The organism is Streptomyces avidinii, from assembly GCF_045161815.1.
Classification (GTDB): Bacteria; Actinomycetota; Actinomycetes; order Streptomycetales; family Streptomycetaceae; genus Streptomyces; species Streptomyces avidinii.
In genome coordinates this window covers 56,189-75,179 of record NZ_CP108863.1, presented here as the reverse complement: position 1 = coordinate 75,179, position 18,991 = coordinate 56,189, and the positions used below count along the sequence as shown (strand labels likewise).

Here is an 18,991-nt window from a genome sequence, read left to right as displayed (position 1 = left end):
CCGGGGCTCCGGCGCTCTAGCGCTCCTGGTTCAGGGGCAGAGCGATGTCGGTGACCTGCTGCCGGTTCGCGAACGCGCCCCGGCCGGTGGCCCTGCCGTTGAGGATGTTGATCTCGTACAGGCTGGAGGAGCTGCCCGTGCCGAGGGCGGCGAATCCCTTGTTCGTGCCGGCCTTGGCGTCGTAGTAGATGTCGAAGCCGGCGTCCGGTGCGGCGTTGACGCCCAGGTTTCCGGTGGGGGCGAGGGTGCCGGCGTTGGCGGGAGACTGCAGGGAGATCCGGTCGGCCATCGTGTCGAGGTCGAACAGGGTCGTCGCGGTCGCCGCGTTCAGGTCGTTGTTGGTGTAGGCGGCGCCGGTGACGCCCATGGCGGTCGACGGCGGGGTGGTGGGGTTGGTCAGCGTGCCGTCGACGGTGGTGCCCAGGGGGGCCGCGGCGTCGTCGATGTTGTGGCGCAGGTTCTGGCCGGTGTCGGAGACGACGCGCAGCCGGTTGGCGGCGGGGTTGAAGTCGACACCGAACCGCATGCCGGACAGGGCCACGGTGAGCTGGGAGACCTTCACGGCCCGGGCGTCGGTGGTGCCCAGGGTGTAGATGCCGCCGCGGTCGCCGACCCCGTAGAGCTTCTCGTTCTGCACGCGGAAGTCGATACCGACGAGCCTGGTGTCGCCCTGCAGGCCCGCCACCCTGCCCACCGCCCGGGTCTTGGACGGCTGGGCGACGGCGAATTCCACCAGACGCTGGTCGGAGGTCAGCCCGATCGCCGTCAGACCCCGGTGGTCCATGGCGGGCAGGGTCTGCGCCGGGGTGTCGATGTCGGAGGCCGAGGCGAGCGCGGGGGTCGCGCAGGCCGCCGCGAGAACGGCGGAGAGGGCGATGACAGTGCTGCGAGTACGCATGTTCACCTTTCGCATGGCTGATGGCCCGACCACGATGGTGCTGGGCCCGGGGCTACTTCGGAGAGGGCGTGCTCGCGGACGGTCCCGGGCGGGGGAGACCACCCCATTGGCGCAGCGACCGGCCGCAACGGGCGTGACAGCCCCGACCGGTGCCTCGGCGCCACCCTTCTCACACTCCCGGGCCGCCGGCGACGACACGGCTTCGGCGATACCGCACCACCAGGCACGGGCGGAGGCGCGCCGGATCTCCTTCTCCGCCCTGCGACGACGATGCGGAGTACGCCTTCCACCCGCAGCACGCGGAATTCGGAGCGTCCGCGCACTGACGGACGGGCGTACAACGGCCGCGCACCCGGGGTGACCCCGGTCCCGCTGCACTCCGCCGAGGAGCCCGCGCTGCTGCCGGCCGTCCGGCGCCAGGTCGTGGCTTCGGGTGCGAGCCCTTCAGCGGGGTGTGTCGTCCTGGGCGAGGGCGTTCTCCCGCAGGTTCGGTTCGTCGCGGAGCCTGCGCGTGAACCAGGCGCCGTAGCGGTTTCCCAGGTAGGGGGCGGTGGCCCCGTGGAGGAGGATGCTCAGACCGACGGTCACGGCGACCACTTCGCTCGTCAAGGCCCCTCCGGGCAGGTGTTCTTCGAAGGCGATCAGGCCGAACACCAGGGAAGCGAGTCCGCGCGGACCGAACCAGCCGATGTAGGCCACGGAAGCGGGACGCAGACCGCTGCCGGCCAGTGCGAGGGCGACCGGCAGCATACGGACGACGGTCAGGCTGATCAGCCCGTAGACCACGGGTCGCCACGTCAGGTGCTGGAGTACCGGTCCCAGGATGACCGCGCCGAAGACGAGGAAGGACAGCGAGGAGAGCAGCAGGCCCAGGCGTTCGGTGAACCTCGTGCTCTCCTCGGGCTCCACGCCTCGGGGACGGGCGTCCCGGTCGGCGGGCGCCCGCCGCAGCTGGATGCCGAAGGCCAGGCCCGCGACCCACGCGCCGATGAAACCGCTGCCCTCGGCCGAGACGCACACCGCGTACGCGATGACCGGAACGGCGAGTGCCAGGAACTGCTGCCAGTCGGAGCTGCTCCACCCCCGCGAGAGCGACCAGCGCAGCAGGCTCGCCCCGCTCCGGCCGGCCGCGATTCCGATCGCACTGCTGAGCAGCAGCGCCCGCAGGAACGTCTCCGCAATCCCCGGATGACCGTGACCCTCGCCCGCCGCCGCCAGGGCCAGCACGAAGAACGGCAGCGCCAGGCCGTCGTTCAGCCCGGATTCCACGGACAGGCCGCCGCGGACCAGCGCCGGCACCCGTTTGTCGGAGACGGCCTGCTGGCCCAGTGCGGCATCCGTCGGCGCCAGGACGACCGCGACCAGAGCCAGCTCCCACACGCCCAGGCCGGGCAGCAGGGGCCAGGCCACCAGCCATCCCAGCGCCATCGTGGCCGGCAGCCCCACCGCGAGCAGCCGCAGCGGCAGGAACTCCTCCCGGCGCAGGTCCCGGGCCCTGATCCCGGCCGCGTCCGAGAACAGCAGGAGCACCAGCGCGCCCTCCAGCAACGCCCGCGTGACCTCAAGGTCCCGCGCCGGGTCCAACAGGTCCAGGCCCAGCGGGCCGATCGCCAGCCCGCACAGCATGAACACCAACGGCCCCGAGACCACCGTGGTCGACAAGCGCCGCGACAGAACCCCGTACCCGACGACCGCACCCCCGGCGACCACGACGGCCCAGCCGTTCATCCACACTCCTCACCCCAGGGGCATCCGCCGTCGCCGGACGGCGGCACGGCCGGCGCGCCGGATCTCCCGGCGGCCGCCTCGTTCCGGCACAGACACCGAGCCCGACCCTAGGGCGCATCCGGCCGCGCCACGGGAACCGTGCCCCGACCGGGCCCCGGCTTGCTCCGGTCGGCCCAAGGCGCGGAGGCCGTCCCGGGGTTGGCTCCGGGTACCCGCCCGGGGCCCGGCGGTGGCGCCGTCCCCCTCGGGCGGTTCGCCGTCCTCCCACGCTCCCGGTGACTCATCGGTCCTTCCCGGTGACCCTGTCGACCAGGGCGTGCAGGGCCTGCAGGGTGTGGTCCGTGGTGTCGTCGGGGCCGATCCCGTGGATCTCGGCACCCTCGAAGGCGGCGGCCTCGCTGCTGCGGGGGAACATGTCCTGCTCGTACTCGGTGAGCGCGGCCTCGATGTCGCCGGGGTGGGCGGCGAGGGCCCGGCCGAGTTCGGCGCCGTCGAGCATGGCGAGGTTGGCGCCTTCGCCGTTCGGTGCCGCGAGGTGGGCGGCGTCGCCGATCAGGGTCACCCCCGGGACCCGGTCCCACCGGTGCCCGGTCGGCAGGGTGTAGTGGGGGCGCAGGACCGGCCCGGTGTCGCCGTCGGTGATGAGCGCGGTGAGTTCCGGCGCCCAGCCGTCGAACTCCCGCGCGATCCGGGCGGTGGCCGCGGCAGGATCGGTGAAGTCGATGGCGGCGAACCACTCCTGAGGCCTGGCCAGCGCCACGTAGGTGTGCAGGGTGTCGCCGCTCTCCCGGTGGGCGAAGATGTCCCTGCCCGGTGCGGGCGCGATCAGCATCCCGCCGCCGACCGCCTTCGCGGCGGCAGGGTGGCGGGTGTCGGCGTCGAACAGGTACGTCTCGACGAACGACGTGCCGGCGTACTCGGGTGCGGCGGGAGTGAGCAGCGGCCGGACCCGGGACCACGCGCCGTCCGCACCGACCAGCAGGCTCGTGACGACGGTGCCGCCGTCGGCGAACGTCACCTCGTGGCGGCCCCCGCCGACGGGGCGGGTACCGGCGGCCTTGTGCCCCCACCGGACGGTGCCGGCCGGCAGCGAGTCGAGCAGGATCTGTCGTAACTCGCCGCGCTGCACCTCGGGGCGTCCGCCCGTGCCGTCGTCGGCCCTGTCGAGCAGTACGGTTCCGTCCGGGTCGAGGACGCGCATCGCCTGGCGGCCCTCCAGGACGATGGCGTGGAACTCGTCCATCAGGCCGGCCGCCTTGAGGGCGAGCTGCCCGTTGTAGTCGTGGATGTCGAGCATCCCGCCCTGCATGCGCGCCGACGGGGACGGTTCGGCCTCGTAGACCGTGACCGCGATGCCGTGGACGTGCAGGACGCGGGCCAGCGTGAGTCCGCCGAGTCCTGCGCCGATGATCGTGACAGGCGTGTGCATGGAGGCTCCTCAGGGGATCGGGCCGCCCGGTGAAGGGGGCGGCCGCCTCTGCAAAAGTGCCAAGCGGCGCCGACGAGCCGCCGACAGCGGACCGACAGTCCCCGACACCGGGCCGACACCGCTCCGCCACCCGCCACCCGCCACCCGGCCCACGACGGCGACCACCGTGGTGGATCCTTCGAGCCGCACGACGGGTTCGAGCCGCCGCGGGGCCGGATTACGTGTCCTCTGCATGGATCTCGCCAGATTCGAGGATGGCCGACAGCACTGGTTCCCCGCCCGACCCGCCCGCCGATGATTCATAAGGAGGCCGGGCCGGGGGCGACAGCGCGACGGAGGTGTTACGGGTGGCGGGGAACTCGCTGGTCGAACGGGATGACGCATGGGCGAGGGCGGCGGCCGCGGGAGCCTCGGCCCGGGCCGGCACAGGCCGTTGGCTGCTCTGGGGAGCCCTGCCCGGCATGGGCCGCACGGCACTGCTGGAGGAGGCGGTACGGCGCGAGACGGCGGGCGGGTCCATGGAAGCCGTGCACCTGCGGTGCGCGCGCGAGGAATCCCGGTTCCCGTTCGCGGCCGTCCGTCAGCTCTTCCCCGAGGCGGACGGCGTCCCGTTCGCGGAGCAGCCGGCCGCCGACGAACAGCGGACCTTCCACCGCCTGCTGGCCCACCTGGCACGGCGGGTGGCAGACCGGCCCGCCCTGCTGGCCGTCGACGACGTGCACCTGGCCGACCGGGCCTCACGGCGTTGGATCGGCTATCTGACACGCAGGCTCGGCAACTTACCCGTCCTGCTGCTCCTGACCGAGCGCTCGGGCTCGTACCCGCTCGCGCTGCACGAGAGCACGGGCACGGCCACGACCCTCGAACCGCTCAGCGCCCCGGCCGTCCTGCGGCTCGCACGGGCCCACGGCCACGCCGCCGACGCCGAAGCCCTCGACCTGTGTGTACGGGCCTCCGCAGGCCACCCGGTACTGCTGCACGCCCTGCTCCGCGACCTCGCAGGCCCGGCCGCCGCCGACCTCGCCGCCGCCGGCCGGGCGGTGCCGCACTACCGCGCTGCCATCGGCGACTGGCTCACCTCACGCGCCGACCCGCTCTCCCGGCAGGCCTGCCTCACGCTCTCCATCGCGGCAGAGTCCGCGCCGCAGGAGGCAGACCGGGACGACATCCAGGACGGGACCCCGGACGGCATCCAGGACGGCACCCAGCACGGGACCCGGGACGGCGACGGAGCCGACCGGCCGGGCCGGACCCTGCTCACCGATCGGACCCACCCCCGCCCCCACCCCCGTCCGGGCCCGCCGGCCGAGTCCCCCGGGACGGCCTGGGCCGTCCGCCTCTTCGCCGAACCACTGGCGCGCGAGGCGGCCCTCGCGGTCGCCGACCCCGCCGAACTGCGCTCCCTGCGTACCAGGATCGCCCGTCGGCTCGACGAACGCGGCGCCCCCGCACGGCTCGTCGCCACCCACCTGCTGCACGTGGAGAGCCCCGACGAGGAGTGGATGATCCAATCGCTCGAGGACGCCGCGGAGGACGCCCTGCAGGCGGGACGGACCACCGACGCCGTCCCCCTCCTGCGGCACGCGCTGACCGGACCGCTCGCCCCCGACCGGCGCGCCGCGCTCACCCTGCGCCTCGGCGCACTGGAACTGCCGCACTCCGCCGATGCGGGGATCCGCCGGCTCCGCGCCGCCCTGGAGCTCGCCTGCGACGAGGAGCGGGCCGCCATCGCCCCCGCCCTCGGCGCGGCCCTGGTGGCCCGGGGCCGTCCCGCGACCGCCATCGGCGTACTGCACCGGGAGAGCACCGCCACGGACTGCGGGGAACTGGTGCGGGTCCTGCAGTCGGTGGCCGCCCTGATCGCCTCGCACGACGCCGCCGAGTGGCGCGGCGCCGTGGCCGCCATGCGCGACCTCGCCGCTTCCGCGCCCCCCGCGCTGGAACCGCTGGCGTGCGGACTGATCACCGAGTACGAAGCGGGAGCGGGGCAGCTCTCGGCCGCCGAGGTCCTCGAACGCGTACGGCCGCGGCTGTCGGCGCCCGTACACCCCGCGATCCGTACGGCCTGGCTCGGCAGCGCGGCCACCCTCCTCCAGTGGGCCGACCGGCTGGACGAGGCCCGCGCCCTGGCCGACAGCTCCCTCCCCGCCGCGCCCGCGCTGCCCGACCTGACGGACATCGGCCGCCAGTGCCTGATCAGCATCCGGGCGGAAGCGGCACTCATGTCCGGCGCCTTCCACCGGCTCGTACGGGAGAACACCCCACTCCTCGACGCGTGCACCGGCCACGGCATCCGCATGCCCCACGTGGCGTCCATGGTGGCCCTGGCGCACTGCGAGCTCGGCCGGCCCGGCGCGGCCCGGCAGGTGCTGCACAGCCTGGGCGGGCAGGGCGCGAGCAGCTCGTGGGAATGGAACGAGGTGCGCTACGCCCGGGCCCGACTGCACGCGGCCGAAGGGAACTGGCAGGCCGCCCTGGCCGACCACCTCGCCTGCGGCTCGGGCCAGCACGCCCGCGACTTCGTCAGCCCGGTCGCCACCCCCTGGCGGTCCGGCGCCGCCCTGGCCCTGGTACGGCTGGGCAGCCCGGCACGCGCCAGGGAGCTCGCCGAGGAGGAACTGGCCCACGCCCGGGTCTGGGGAACCCCGCGCACGGTCGGCCGCGCCCTGCGGGCCTGCGCCGCGGCCTCGGGGTCCCGGGCGGGACTGGAACTGCTGGAGGAGGCCGTGTCCCTGCTGCGCCCGGCACGGGCACCCGTCGAACTCGTGGAAGCACTCATCGACCTGGGGCGCGCCCGGATCGCCGGCGGGAACGGCCGCAAGGGCCGCGACCTGCTGGACGAGGCGCACGCCCTGGCGCTCCGGCTCCTGCGACCCGAGACCCCCACCACCACGGATGCCGCCGGGGACGCCACCACGGACACCGCAGCGGCCGGTACCGGACGGCTCGTGCGCGCGGCCCAGGACGCCCTGCGGGCGGCCTCCGCCCGCCGGACCAGGCCGACGACCGCGGGCGGCGCCGCACTCACCGACGCCGAGCTGCGCATCGTACGGCTCGCGGTCCGGGGCGAGACCAACGAGCAGATCTGTGCGGCGCTCCACCTGGCCCGCCGCACCGTGGAGACCCACCTGACGCACGCCTACCGCAAGCTCGGCGTGACCCGCCGCACCCAGCTCACGTCGCGACTGGACGCGGACGCGGACGCGGATGTGAACACGGACGCGGGCGCGGGCGGGGCCGTGTTCGTGGATTTCCACGATGCCCGGGCCTGAGCGCCACGGGCAGGGTGGTGCCCGTACCGACCGCCCGGCCCAGGGGGGTCCGTAGAAGAAAGGGACCGCTCATGTCCGCCGCTTCCCGCCGCCGTGTCAGAACCCTTGCCCTCGCACTGCTCGGCGCCGTCGTGGTGGCCGGCGCGGCCGTACCCGCCGCCTCCGCCGCCCCGGCCCCCGCCCCTTCCGCGCGAACGGCGCAGGCCGCCCAGTTCTGGCAGTGGGGAGGCGAGTACACGGACCGCGCCGGCGCGGAACTCGCGGGCAACCTGATGGTGTTCAGCGCCTCGGCCGTCACCTACTACGTCGAGTACGTGCGCCAGCAGCAGTACGTCCTCTGGTACCGGTGACCCTTCCGCCGGTGAGCCCTGCGACCTGCGCCCGCTCCTCAACCCCGCAGCCCCGTAAGAAAGTTGGCCCTGCCATGTTCTCCTCGCGCGACTCCCGCCCCTCCCGCCGCCCTTCCTCCCGCGTCCGGTTGCGCTCGCTGTTCACGGCCGCCGTGATGCTCACCGGTGCGCTGGCCATGGCCCCGGCCGCCCAGGCGGCGGGCTCTCCCGCGGACCCGGACCGGGCCCCGGTGTCCGTGAACGCCGCACGCAGCACCAACGTGGTCGTACGCAACCAGTCCGGCCAGGGCATGCAGCGGGTGTGGGCCAACCTGGACCACGGGTGCTGGACCAACGGCCAGCTGCCCGTGGACTACATCCCGGCCGGCGTGACCACCAGCTGGGCCAGCGAGTCCTGCGGCGCCCTGACCGGAACCGAGGGGTCCGCCAACTTCGCGGTCCCGGGCGGCCAGGTCCAGATCCACTGGAACAACCCGTACGCGGGCAGCAACTCCTACAGCTGCGACGTCCCGACCGGCTACTACTGCCAGCGCAGGGGCGGTTCGGGGAACAACGCCGGGGTGGAGTTCACCATCACCGGCGGCCCCAGGGCCCTCGCCGCGTCGGATCCGGCCGCCGGCCCCGCCTCGGTCCAGGCGGCCCGCAGCACCCAGGTGACCCTGAACAACAGCACCGGCGGCCTGCTGGCCCGCACGGACGCGGGCCTCTCCCACGGGATCTGGAGCGACAACCAGCTGCCGCCCGTCAACGTCATGCCCGGTCAGCGCGGCACGTGGCAGAGCGAGTCCGAGGGATTCATGACGGGCACCCAGGGCTATGCCACCTACCAGGTCCAGGGCGGCGGCCACGTCACCGTCCACTGGAACAACCCCTACAGCGGCAGCAACTCCTACAGCTGCACCGCGCCCGCGGGCCGCACCTGCACCCGCACCGGCGGATCCGGCGACAACGCCACGGTGGCCTTCACCCTCTCCTGACCCCCCCACCACCGCGCACCCACGGCACGGCGCTCACCCGCCGTGCCGTGGGTGCGCGGGACCGCCGGACAGCAGGCGGCAAAGACCCGGTGCAGGCCACGCGGCCTTCGACGGGACCTGAGTTCGACCTGTACGGCCCACGCACGTTGCCCCTGTTCTGCCCTCGGGTACATCCCCCGACCGCCCGCGCCTCGGGTATCCAGACGGGAAGTCGTCTGTTCGCCGAGGAAGAGGTTGCATGCACGCCGAAGAACGGGCCGGGTCCGCCGAGGTACGCAAGGGCAGGGCCCCGGCCCGCCAGCCCCGGGCCGCGAGCCCGACGCCGTCCCCGGGCCTCCTCGCGTTGCAGGGCACCGTCGGCAACGCGGCAGTCGTCCAGATGCTCCGCGGGCCCGGACAGCCAGGGGCCCAGGAACGACACCGGCACGGCGCCGACTGCAACCACCAGCAGACCGGGCAGCCGGTACAGCGCTCCGCCGTCGACGGCGTCCTGCGCACCCCCGGCAGCACCCTCGACGACGCCACCCGTACCGAGATGGAAGCCCGCCTCGGCGCCGACTTCTCCGACGTACGGATCCACACCGGCGAGGCGGCCCGCGCTTCCGCCGCCGAGATCGGAGCCCGCGCCTACACCTCCGGCAACCACGTCGTCATCGGCAGCGGCGGCGCGGACCGGCACACCCTGGCCCACGAGCTGACCCACGTCATCCAGCAGCGGCAGGGCCCGGTGGCCGGCACGGACAACGGGTCGGGACTGCACCTCTCGGACCCGTCGGACCGCTTCGAGCGGGAGGCGGAGGCAAACGCCACCAGGGTTCTGAGCGGACCGGTGCCCAGCCGGGAGACGCAGGGCCCGGCCGAACGGACCGGCGCCGGCCAAGAGTCCGTGCAGCGCTCCGTCCACCCCTACCCGACGTCCGGCCAGGCCCCCAGCGAGGAGGTCGGGAAGGACCTGGTGGGCTTCGGCGAGAAGCTCGACGCGGCCGTCCAGATCGCCTGGCTCCAGGCCACCCAGAACCCGACCGACGCCAATCTCGCGCTCACGGACGGATATCTGGGCCGGTGGGCGGAGCAGTGGCAGGAGTACCTCCAGGCCGCCCCGGGCAAGAAGGCGGAGATAGCCGCGCTGGTACCCGCCATGGCCGGCTACGCCATCGAGTCCCTCGCCACCAAGGTGTTCCTCACCGAGCGGAAGTCCTGGACCGGTCCGGCCTCCGGCCTCAAGTTCTCCGTGGCCATGCAGGTCACCCACGGCAACACCCGCCCCGATGTCGTCCTCCAGCTGGGCGGGAGCGACGTCGCCTGGTACGACATCACGTCCGCGAAGAGCCTGGGGCACATCTTCGAGAAGGACGGCTCCGGGTGGCAGACCAAGCCGTACGTGGCCGAGATCGCCTATCCGCAGGTGACGGCACAGACGGTCGAGTCGAACGCGGCCAAGTGGCAGAACGCGGGCAGCCCCGCCATCACGAACGACCCCATGATCTTCGCGAACTACTGGATGGAACGCGGGCGGTTCGAGGTGTCCATGGAATTCATGCGCAAGGACATCCTCCAGACCAGCCCCAGCCTCTTCGACCACGCCCGGAACGCCGCCGACAGCGTCACGGGCAATGTGAACGCGGCACGCCGCCAGGAGTACATGAGGGCCTGCCTGGCGCTCTACAAGGCCGGGGTGCTCGGCGGCGACTCCAGCGCATCCGAGGTGGCCACCGGGATCGAGGGCAAGGCCCAGACACCCGGCGTCGCGGCCCTCGCACCGCTGCCCAAGGACACCGCCTCGGTCATCCAGTGGCTCACCAACAACCACAAGAAGTACGGCTTCCAGGGCAGCGACGGCAAGAGCAGCTTCAAGAGTCTGAGCGTCCAGCCCGGAATCGTCTGGCTCCAGGAGTGCGCCGCGCACAAGCAGCTCACTATCTCGGACGCCGACATCCTGGCCCACATCGAAGCGAACTACGCGGAGGGCCTCACCGCACTGCGCAACGCGGGCCTGATCACGTGACCGACGGGCCGAATGGGTGAGCATCGGAGCCCGGTCCTTGCCGGTGGTGTTTCCCGGTCGCGCCGCCGTATCCGTACGGGGGTGCTGTTCCGGAATTCCGGAACAGCACCCGCTCTCCACCGGCCCGGACGGGATCCGCTCGCGTGGTACCCGCCGGGATGCGTGTCCGGCGGGCCTGGTGGGTGTTCGCCTGCGAGGATCGTCTGGCTGGAGTCGGGGGATCCGCTGCGAAGCGACTGCCCCGGCGGCTCCACCCCGCATGCCCCCGGCCGGCATCCCCCCCGCCGGCCGGGGCCGGCCCCGGCCAGCCCACCCCCCCCGGCTGGTCGGGGCTCTTCCGTACGAAGGGGTGTCCGGGTGTCCGGGGCTGCCCGGCGGAGCACCGGGAAGCGTCCGGCCCGGGGGCCACCCTTCGGCGGTGATCAGCAGGAGCGCCACTCCGCCGATGCCGTGCCGTTGAAGTACTTGCCCTGATCCGCCCATACCTCGATCCACCTGCTGACTCCGGCGGGGCCGACGTGCGGGCTGGACTTGTGGCCGCCGCCCGCGTAGTAGAACTTGATGAACGGGCACCGGCCGTCGGCCCTGGCGTCGAAGATGGTTCCGGTGGCCCGGGCCCCGTCGCAGATTTCGCCGCTGCCGCCGCCTTCGCCGCGGGTCTTGTTCCAGGGGGTGCCCGCCAGGACGGTGCTCTCGCCGCCTGCGGCGGCCGGTGCCGGTGCGGCCGAGATCGCGACCGCGGACAGGCCGAGGGCGAGTGTCGCCAGCGCACGGCCGGCGCGGCGACGGTTCGTGGTCTAGATCATCCACCCCGCGGCCGACGTCCCGGTCACGGAGTTCGACGGGATCCGGGTGGGCGGCATCTACCCGGTTCTGGAGATGGTCACCTACGACATCGACTGCCAGATCCGCGTGCTCGGCCCCGGCACACCCGACCCCGGACTCCTCTGGGACCCTGCCGACTTCGAGACAGTGGACACCCGAATACCCCCCCCCGGCTGGACCCTGGTCATCGACGGCGGCCGCACCCGCCTCGCGGACGCCCGCTGGCAGCGCCCCGGATTCTGGACCGACTACGCCCACGGCGACCCACAGGCCCTGGCCGACTACGAGTACGTGAAGCGCGAACTCCTCACCGCCGAGCCGCCCGAGAACTGACCCTGCGCCCGGTGCCCTCTCTCCCACATCCTGACGGTTCCCGGTCCTTGTGGTCTACCGCGCCCAGCCCACGCCGAGTTCGGCCGCGGGTATGCAAAGCCGGTTCCCCGGCCGTGTGTTCAGACGCCGGAGTGTGCCCCGTCGCCGGCGCCGAGGAGGGAGACCGTGAGCCGGCGTTCGACGGCGTTCGGCAGCGACCACAGTTCGCTGCGCAACTTCCGGTCCTGCGCGCCTTGGCGGTCGGCACGGCGGATCCCGGGCACGGCGAGGGCCAGGGCGGCCAGGGACGCGGCCAGCCCGGTGCCGAGGAGTCCACCGGCGAGTACGGCACCGCCCGCCACGGCGAACGGAAGCGCGAACCCGAGGCAGAGCGTGCCGAGGCCGCCGAGGACGGCCACCATCCACCACAGCGGGGTGAGCGGGTGCTCGTCGCGCATGTGGTCGACCAGCTGCCGGTCGGTGGGACGCCGCCGACGGTGCTCCTGGGCGGCGGCGAACAGCTCGGCACGCCCGCGCAGCGCCCAGACGGCGCGCACCCCCACCCATGCGACGGGCAGTACGAACAGCGTCACCAGCACCAGGCCCGCCTGAACCGCCCGCGGCACCGGCACCCCGCCGGAGGCGTCGGCCACCACGGACGCCACAGCGGCTCCCGCAACCACAGCACCCGCCGTGTTCGTGGCCACGAGCCATCGCCGGGCCCGGCGCACCCGAGCGCCGAGAGGGAACTCGACCGCGTCCAACGTCTTCTCCGTTCGATGACCGCAGGTACTCTACGCAGCCCGCCGAGGAAGCGGAGCAGCTCGGGCCCGGAACCTGACCGACGCGCACGCGGCAGGGGAACTGCGCCGGCGGGCGGCGGGCGCACACCAGGAGAACGTCCTCACGGGCTCATCGCGGTCCCTGGTCTCGGAGGTCTTCGAGGCGCTCGATGTCGTCGTGCACCGACTCCTGCTCCTCGGCGGTGAGGTGAACCGCGGCGGCCTCATCGAGGGCGGTGGTCATGGTCTCCCTGTCACCGAGGCGCCCGGCGGTATCCGCTCGCAGGACCAGGAGGCGCAGCAGTTGCGCCGGCGTGGGGCGCTCGTCCTCCAGACGGAGGACGCGATCGATGATCTTTGCAGCGGCCGCCGGGTCGTCCTTCGAATCCGCGAAGAGGGACGCCATGTGGAGAGCCCGGGCGAAGGTCTCGTCGGGGGCGGGTCGGTGGCGTTGGTCCTTGCTCGTCCGCTGCCCGACACGGATGCAGTTGCCGCCCGGATCGGTCATGAGGAACTGCCGCACGCCGTACGACATGTCCTTCAGCGGCCCGATACGTGGCAACCCGCGGGTCGGGACCCTCCCGTAGGCCGCCTTGAGGCCGGCTCGGAAGGCGTGGTGCAGCCCGTCCACGTCATCGGTCACCACGTAGCACGTGCTGATCGACTCGGCCGGCTCGTACTGCTTCAGACCGAAGAACTGGAGCTCGATACCTCCTCGTTCCACGACTGCGTAGGGGTTGGGACTTCGTTGCCGGTAGGTCACCTCGAATCCGAGCGCGATGTAGAAATCGAGAACGGGCTGAAGGGTGAGGCACGGCAGGATCGGAATCGTCTTCTCGCTCATGCAGCCACTCTAGTCAACTTTGACTAGAGTGGGCTCGCTCAGTAGCCGGGGGTTCCGTGGTTCGTGGCAGCATGCGACCCGGCGCTGATCGCGAAGCGGATCGGCGCCGGGTCGTCCGGGGCGGGTGGGGTCCACCGTCCCGGGTGGTGCGAGGGTCTCGGTGGTGGGTCGGTCACCCGCCGGGGGCCGGTGCGGGGGCGGGGTTGGGCTTGTGCTCGCAGTAGACCTTGCAGCCCGGCATGTTCTTCACGTCCTTGGGCTTGCCCTTCTTCTTGTTCTTCTTGTGCTTGTTGTTCCAGTCGCCCTTCTTGTGGTGGTCGCCGCGGTCACCCTTGGCGAGGTCCACGTGACTCACGGTCGTCGTGGCGACCTCACTGACCGGCGAGGGCGCCGGCGCCGCAAAGGCGCTGCTGGGCACCAGCACGCCGGCGCCGACGAACGCGGCCGAGACGGTAACAAGGGCAAAGCGCTACTTACGGGATGAACAGGGCATGGGGAGTGCTCCTTCGGGAGGGAATCGGTTAAGCGGAACAACTCCAGTAGGCCCTCCACGCCCCCGGCGCACATGTCCCCATATTCCGTGACTTGACGGACCGGCCTGCTGTGCTGGCGGTCGGCGAACCGGAGTTCCGCGATGCCCGCCAGGACGGCGGTGCCGACCGCGATACAGCAGTTTCCGAGACGTTGGCGGAAGGCTAACGCCCTGATCAGAGCCCCAAAGAGCGCGCAATCCCCTGCACCGGCTTTCCGGAGAGCGGCTTCGCGCCCGCGACGTGGCTCCTCCTCGCGCCCGCCTGCGCCGAGTGGAGCCGACTGCACCGGTAGCGGCCGATGGGCTCTGGCCCCCGGCCCCGTCTGTTGCCGGCCCAGAGAGCGCAGCCGTCGTGCCGGGCAACGACCGCCGACGAGCCCGGTCGGGCTGTTGGTAGACGCCCGGTTTTATGCAGGGGGGTTTGTCAAGTCCCGAAAGGTCGCGGCCTGACGAGGTGCGGGGGAGGGGGCCTACTCAGAAGACGGACGCACGCGCAGTGGGCAGTTCCCGCCGAGGCGTTTCCAGACGTCCAGAGTTCCAAATTTCCAGGTTCCACCTCCGGGATGTGGAGGCGTTGACGGTTCGGAAGGAGTGAGAGCATGCGAGTCACCATGGTTTGCCCGCTGCCCTGTGTCGGGAGGCGGGCGTCGTGAATTCCCTGCCTCCTTCCTCCGAGTGCCCCACCGGCCCGCCGCCCGGCCCGTTGTCGGGCCGGGGCGCGCATGCAGAACCGCCGCCCCCGCCCCCGCCGCCGCCCTCCCGGCCGGCACCAGGCCCTCCGCCTCCCCCGGGGCCCCCGTCGGGGCCTCTTCCGGCCTCTTCCGGCGGGTCTTCGCTGCCGCCGGCGGGTGGTGGTGGACGGGTTCGCAGGTGGCGATCGCGCAGAGCCGTGCTGGGCGTGAGTACGGCGGTGGCCGTGGTGTCGGCTGTGGTCCTCAGTTTCACCGTGCTGGGCGGGAACACCGCGGTGGGCGGTGAGGTCTTCCTCCAGGCCGCTCCGGAGGCCGGGCCCGACCCGTTCACTCCTTCGACGGCCGCACAGGCCGAGAGCGTCGCCAAGGTCACGCCCATGACCGCGGGTGTGAATGCGAAGGACGGTACGGGCAGCAAGGGAACCACGGGCACTGCGCGCACGCTCGAGGTCGACGGCGGATATCCGGGGCTGTACGGCGGAACGCGCAACGTCGCGAGCTGTGACGTCGAGAAACAGAGCCGATTCCTCACGCAGCACCCGGACAAGGGCAGGGCGTTTGCCGTCTCGCTGGGTATCCGGCAGCCCGAAATTCCTTCGTACCTGCGGTCGCTGACGCCCGTCCGGCTGGGTTGGGACACCAGGGTCACCAATCACGGATACCGGAACGGCGCACCCACCGGCTACCAGGCGGTGCTGCAGGCCGGCACTCCCGTGCTGGTCGACGGCCGGGGCGTGCCCCGGGTCCGCTGCGCCTGCGGCAACCCCCTGAATCCGCCCGTCGCGGTCAGAGGCAGGCAGACGTACAGCGGCGCGAAGTGGTCCTCGTTCCGGTCCTCCGGCCTCGTCGCGGTCAAGCCCGCGGTGGAGCCGGTGAAGACCGTCACGGTCTTCGACCAGGACCGCAGGGGATGGTACGAGCGCCCGAGCGGAGCGGCGGAGGGCAATCACGACCGCGAGGTCCCGCCCCCGAAGGGTCAGACCCCCGGCTCTGCCTACCCGGTCCTGCCGGCGGCCCACCCGCGATCGGCCCAGCCACCCTCTGACACGCCCCCGAACCAGCCCCCGGGGACCACCACCCCCGGCCAGGCGTCGAACCAGCCTCCCGGCAAGGCCCCCGGCCAGGCGCCGGGCCAGAACCCCGGGAACGTCCCCGCTCGGAGCCCGGGCGATGCCCCGGGCGGCATCCCGGGCCAGACCCGGGGCGATGTCCCGGACCAGGCCCCTGGGAAGGCACCGGACCCGGGCCGGAAGCCGGGCGAGAACCCGGATGAAGGCTCGGAGAAGGCACCGGGCCAGGAGTCCGGCAAGGCACCGGGCCAGGAATCCGGCACGGACCCGGGCAAGACGCCCGAGAAGACGCCCGAGAAGACGCCCGGGAAGGCGCCCGGCAAGGACTCGGAGAAGGACCCGGGCCAGGAGTCCGGCGAGCACCCGGGGAAGGAGTCGGGCCAGGAGCCTGGCAAGGCCCCCGGACCGGACGCAGACAAGGAGCGCGGCCAGGCTCCCGGGAAGGTGCCGGGCAAGGACTCGGAGAAGGACCCGGGCCAGGAGTCCGGCGAGCACCAGGGGAGGACGCCTGGCAAGGAATCGGGCGATAGCCCGGGCAAGGCCCCTGGGAAGGACTCGGGGAAGGTGCCGGGCCGGGAGTCGGACCAGGATCCGGCGAAGGTGCCCGGTCAGGAGTCGGGCGGGAAGCCCGGCAAGGTGCCCGGCCAGGATCCGGGCAAGGCCCCAGGGAAGGAGTCGGGGAAGGTGCCTGGCCAGGAGCCCGACAAGGGGCCCGCCCACGATCCGGCGAAGGTGCCAGGCCAGGAGTCGGGCACGGGTTCCGGGAAGGCACCCGGTAGGGACCCTGGCAAGGGTGCGGGTCAGGCCCCGGACACGGCTCCCGGGAAGGCGCCGGAATCCGGCCACGAACCTGGGAAGGCCCCCGGTCACGACACGGGCAAGGACACCGGTCAGGAGTCCGGGAGCTCGCCGGGCCAGGCCCCCGGCACGGCTCCCGGGAAGGCGCCGGAATCCGGCCAGGAGCCGGGCAAGGCCCAGGAAAGGAGCGCTGGCAACGATCCCGGAACGGCGCCCAGGAACGGTCAGGGCAGGGATCAGGGCCAGGCTCCCGGGAAGGCGCCGGGCCAGGATTCGGGCGCCGTCCCCGGCAACGGCCCGGGAAAGACGCCGGGCCGGGTGCCGGGGCAGGAGCCGGGCGGAAGCACGGGCTCGAACCCTGGTAACGAGCCCGGGCGGCAGCAAGGTGGGGACTCCGGCGGTGAGCCGGGGGCGGAGCAGCCCCGGTGATCCGGTGGTGCGAAATACCCGGGCGATGACGCTCCGGCTGAGCCACCGCCGGCCGATGCCCGCGGTGGCTGAGTCGGTGCGTGGGCGATGAGAGGCGCATCGTCGTTGACGGCCTGACCTCGTCGTGGGGTTCAGCGCAGTCGGGGGCTGTTACCGAGCCCGCTCGTAGGCGTGGGGCTGACGGCTGACGGCTGGCGCGACCGCCCCTACGGCCTGTCCTACGGATCAGGAAGCGGCGCTGCGGCGGGTGCGGAGCCGGCGGACGTCCTTCACGGCGTGGACGGCGGTCATGAGCGCGAAGCCGGTGAGAGCGAGCCAGAACCAGGATTCCGCCACCGTGAGACTCAGCAGCAGGCCGCCGGTGAGCAGCAGAGCGGCGACGCACCCCAGGTGCCCGTACGACCCGGCCGGCTCACGCCGGGTCACGGTGTGTGCGGCCGTCAGGTGGCGAGGAAGGTGCGGAGGGCGTTCGCGAAGTCGTCCGGGGCGTCGTGGTGGACGACGTGTCCGGCTGAGAGTTCGACGCGATGGGCGGGGCCCGGATGGCGGGCGTGCATCTCGCGGGCGTGTGCGGGGGTGATCTCGTCGCTGCGGGTTCCGTGGACGAGGAGGGTCGGACAGGTCACGCCGGTCCAGTCGGCCCAGTGGTCGCCGGTGAGGGCCTGTTGGGAGGCGATGGTGTCGTCGATGTCGAAGGAGAACCCCCATCCGTCGTCCTTCTCGCGGAAGGAACACTCCAGGTAGGGTGCGGCGGTTCCGAGCGCTTGGGCCAGGGCCTCACGGGTGGGTTGCGGTCCGGGCAGGCGGCGGGTGAACGCGGTGTCGATGTCGACGACAGCGCCGATGTCCTCGACGACCAGGACCGTGACGTGTCCGGGGCGGCGGGCGGCGTACTGATAGGCGTTGACCCCGCCGAGAGAGTGCCCCACCACCGGCAGTGGGCCGAGCCCGAGGTGGTCGTGGAAGGCGGCCACGTCCTCGACGTAGTCCTCCCGGCCGTAGGAGTCGGCGCGATCGGATTCCCCGTGCCCGCGCTGGTCCAGCGCCAACACCCGCCAATCCGGGGAGAGCGCGGCGGCCAGGGGAGCGAACGCGGCGGCCTCGTTGTAGTGCCCGTGCAGGGCCAGTACGGGCCGGCCGGGCCCGCCGAAATCGAGGTAGGACAAACGACGGCCGCGGTGAAGAAAGGAATGACGCACACCTGTGATCGTAGAAACCCACGCCTGGTCGACAAGCACCATCCCCGATCCTCAGGCGCTCGGCGCATGTGCCGGCGGCCCGAGGGCAAGCGGTGTGCCGGCCCCTCGGGGCCCTTTCCTCACCTCCTGCACCGCACGGTGCCTCCGCGCCTCCTGCACCGCACGGTGCCTCCGCGCCTCCGCGCCTCCGCGCCTCCGCGGCCTGGGGGAGTCGCGACGTCCGGCAGCCCGTGGGACGGGCGTTCTCAGACGTTGCCGAGGTCGGAACTCACCCACCGCTGCGGGCGCATGTGGATCACGAGCTGCTCCCCGTGTTCCTTCCAGGCGAAGTCGACGTAGCCCTCGACCTTCTCCGCCGGCAGGTAGCGGGCGGAGATCTCCACCAACTGCTCGCGCGTGGCGGGAACGGTGGAGATGACCGGTCCCTCGACCGACACGTACCGGATCGTGGGCTCCAGACGGTCCACCATCAGGGTGAACCGGCCTGCGGCCCGGATCAGATCGGCCTTGCGCGAGTCCCGTCCGGTCATGATCCAGATGTCGCCGCCGGGTGAGTACTGGTACCAGATGGGGACCGCGAGCGGCGCACGGTCACCTTCCGCTCCCGCGTTCACCGCGAGCGCGGCGACGTGGGGCTCGGCGAGGAACTGCTCGCGTTCGGTGCGGGACAGGGCCACGGCGCACTCCTTCGACAGGCGAATCCTTCTGGAGGGATCCCTTCACCCAAGAACCCTGCCCCGCTGCGCGCCCATTCCCCGCCCATTCCCCGCATTCCCCGCCCGGCCCGGATCCGCCCGGAAGGCACGGCGGAGCGGGGCGATCCGGCCGGCCCGGCGGCAGGCACAGGAG

General features: G+C 72.6%; 15 protein-coding genes. 6 read left to right on the top strand and 9 right to left on the bottom strand.

The features are described 5' to 3' along the window. Positions 1-16: 16 nt before the first annotated feature. The 3 genes from OG373_RS00385 to OG373_RS00375 form a co-directional block, all read right to left on the bottom strand. Positions 17-898, bottom strand: coding sequence for a DUF4394 domain-containing protein (locus OG373_RS00385; protein ID WP_405435102.1), 882 nt, complete (start codon positions 896-898; stop codon positions 17-19). A 444-nt stretch (positions 899-1,342) separates the two neighbouring features. Then, entirely contained in the window at positions 1,343-2,626 is a 1,284-nt protein-coding gene (locus tag OG373_RS00380) for a cation:proton antiporter (RefSeq protein WP_405435101.1), read from the bottom strand. Between the two features lie 280 nt (positions 2,627-2,906). After that, the gene (locus tag OG373_RS00375) at positions 2,907-4,055 is read right to left on the bottom strand and encodes an FAD-dependent oxidoreductase (RefSeq protein WP_405435100.1); all 1,149 of its coding nucleotides are present in this window, start codon (positions 4,053-4,055) and stop codon (positions 2,907-2,909) included. 347 nt (positions 4,056-4,402) lie between these two features. Here OG373_RS00375 and OG373_RS00370 point away from each other — a divergent pair, with 347 nt between their 5' ends. From OG373_RS00370 to OG373_RS00350, 5 genes are all read left to right on the top strand, one after another. Beyond that, positions 4,403-7,327, top strand: coding sequence for a LuxR C-terminal-related transcriptional regulator (locus OG373_RS00370; RefSeq protein WP_405435099.1), 2,925 nt, complete (start codon positions 4,403-4,405; stop codon positions 7,325-7,327). 71 nt (positions 7,328-7,398) lie between these two features. Then, a complete protein-coding gene (locus tag OG373_RS00365; protein ID WP_405435098.1) occupies positions 7,399-7,677 on the top strand; it encodes a hypothetical protein in 279 nt (92 codons plus the stop codon). A 74-nt stretch (positions 7,678-7,751) separates the two neighbouring features. Beyond that, positions 7,752-8,654, top strand: coding sequence for a Crystal protein ET79 (locus tag OG373_RS00360; RefSeq protein ID WP_405435097.1), 903 nt, complete (start codon positions 7,752-7,754; stop codon positions 8,652-8,654). 238 nt (positions 8,655-8,892) lie between these two features. Beyond that, positions 8,893-10,659: a DUF4157 domain-containing protein gene (locus tag OG373_RS00355; protein WP_405435096.1), complete on the top strand. Its 1,767-nt coding sequence runs from the start codon at positions 8,893-8,895 to the stop codon at positions 10,657-10,659. A gap of 852 nt (positions 10,660-11,511) precedes the next feature. Further along, positions 11,512-11,817, top strand: coding sequence for a hypothetical protein (locus OG373_RS00350; RefSeq protein ID WP_405435095.1), 306 nt, complete (start codon positions 11,512-11,514; stop codon positions 11,815-11,817). Positions 11,818-11,936: 119 nt separating this feature from the next. On the opposite strand, the gene OG373_RS00345 is transcribed toward OG373_RS00350, so the two are convergent. The 3 genes from OG373_RS00345 to OG373_RS00335 form a co-directional block, all read right to left on the bottom strand. After that, positions 11,937-12,461: a hypothetical protein gene (locus OG373_RS00345; protein WP_405435094.1), complete on the bottom strand. Its 525-nt coding sequence runs from the start codon at positions 12,459-12,461 to the stop codon at positions 11,937-11,939. A 247-nt stretch (positions 12,462-12,708) separates the two neighbouring features. Next, positions 12,709-13,422, bottom strand: a complete 714-nt coding sequence (locus OG373_RS00340; RefSeq protein ID WP_405435093.1) for a bleomycin resistance protein — start codon at positions 13,420-13,422, stop codon at positions 12,709-12,711. Positions 13,423-13,594: 172 nt separating this feature from the next. Beyond that, positions 13,595-13,768, bottom strand: a complete 174-nt coding sequence (locus OG373_RS00335; RefSeq protein WP_405435092.1) for a hypothetical protein — start codon at positions 13,766-13,768, stop codon at positions 13,595-13,597. Between the two features lie 1,084 nt (positions 13,769-14,852). Between OG373_RS00335 and OG373_RS00330 the strand changes: the two genes are divergently transcribed. Continuing rightward, a complete protein-coding gene (locus tag OG373_RS00330) occupies positions 14,853-16,943 on the top strand; it encodes a DUF6777 domain-containing protein (protein ID WP_405435091.1) in 2,091 nt (696 codons plus the stop codon). Between the two features lie 225 nt (positions 16,944-17,168). Here OG373_RS00330 and OG373_RS00325 read toward each other — a convergent pair whose 3' ends face one another. The 3 genes from OG373_RS00325 to OG373_RS00315 all read right to left on the bottom strand — a co-directional run bounded on the left by OG373_RS00325 (position 17,169) and on the right by OG373_RS00315 (position 18,819). Then, positions 17,169-17,369, bottom strand: coding sequence for a hypothetical protein (locus tag OG373_RS00325; protein ID WP_405435090.1), 201 nt, complete (start codon positions 17,367-17,369; stop codon positions 17,169-17,171). 14 nt (positions 17,370-17,383) lie between these two features. Beyond that, positions 17,384-18,142 carry an alpha/beta fold hydrolase gene (locus tag OG373_RS00320; protein WP_405435089.1) on the bottom strand — a complete coding sequence of 253 codons (759 nt, stop codon included), beginning with the start codon at positions 18,140-18,142 and terminating at the stop codon, positions 17,384-17,386. Between the two features lie 245 nt (positions 18,143-18,387). Further along, positions 18,388-18,819 (bottom strand): pyridoxamine 5'-phosphate oxidase family protein, encoded by a 432-nt coding sequence (locus OG373_RS00315; protein ID WP_405435088.1) that lies wholly within the window; start codon positions 18,817-18,819, stop codon positions 18,388-18,390. Between the last annotated feature and the right edge of the window lie 172 nt (positions 18,820-18,991).

Excerpts from the sequence above, each read along its gene's own strand:
- OG373_RS00385 (WP_405435102.1), bottom strand. The coding sequence starts at position 898 with ATGCGTACTCGCAGCACTGTCATCGCCCTCTCCGCCGTTCTCGCGGCG.
- OG373_RS00360 (WP_405435097.1), top strand. The coding sequence starts at position 7,752 with ATGTTCTCCTCGCGCGACTCCCGCCCCTCCCGCCGCCCTTCCTCCCGC.
- OG373_RS00380 (WP_405435101.1), bottom strand. The coding sequence starts at position 2,626 with ATGAACGGCTGGGCCGTCGTGGTCGCCGGGGGTGCGGTCGTCGGGTAC.
- OG373_RS00365 (WP_405435098.1), top strand. The coding sequence starts at position 7,399 with ATGTCCGCCGCTTCCCGCCGCCGTGTCAGAACCCTTGCCCTCGCACTG.
- OG373_RS00375 (WP_405435100.1), bottom strand. The coding sequence starts at position 4,055 with ATGCACACGCCTGTCACGATCATCGGCGCAGGACTCGGCGGACTCACG.
- OG373_RS00340 (WP_405435093.1), bottom strand. The coding sequence starts at position 13,422 with ATGAGCGAGAAGACGATTCCGATCCTGCCGTGCCTCACCCTTCAGCCC.
- OG373_RS00355 (WP_405435096.1), top strand. The coding sequence starts at position 8,893 with ATGCACGCCGAAGAACGGGCCGGGTCCGCCGAGGTACGCAAGGGCAGG.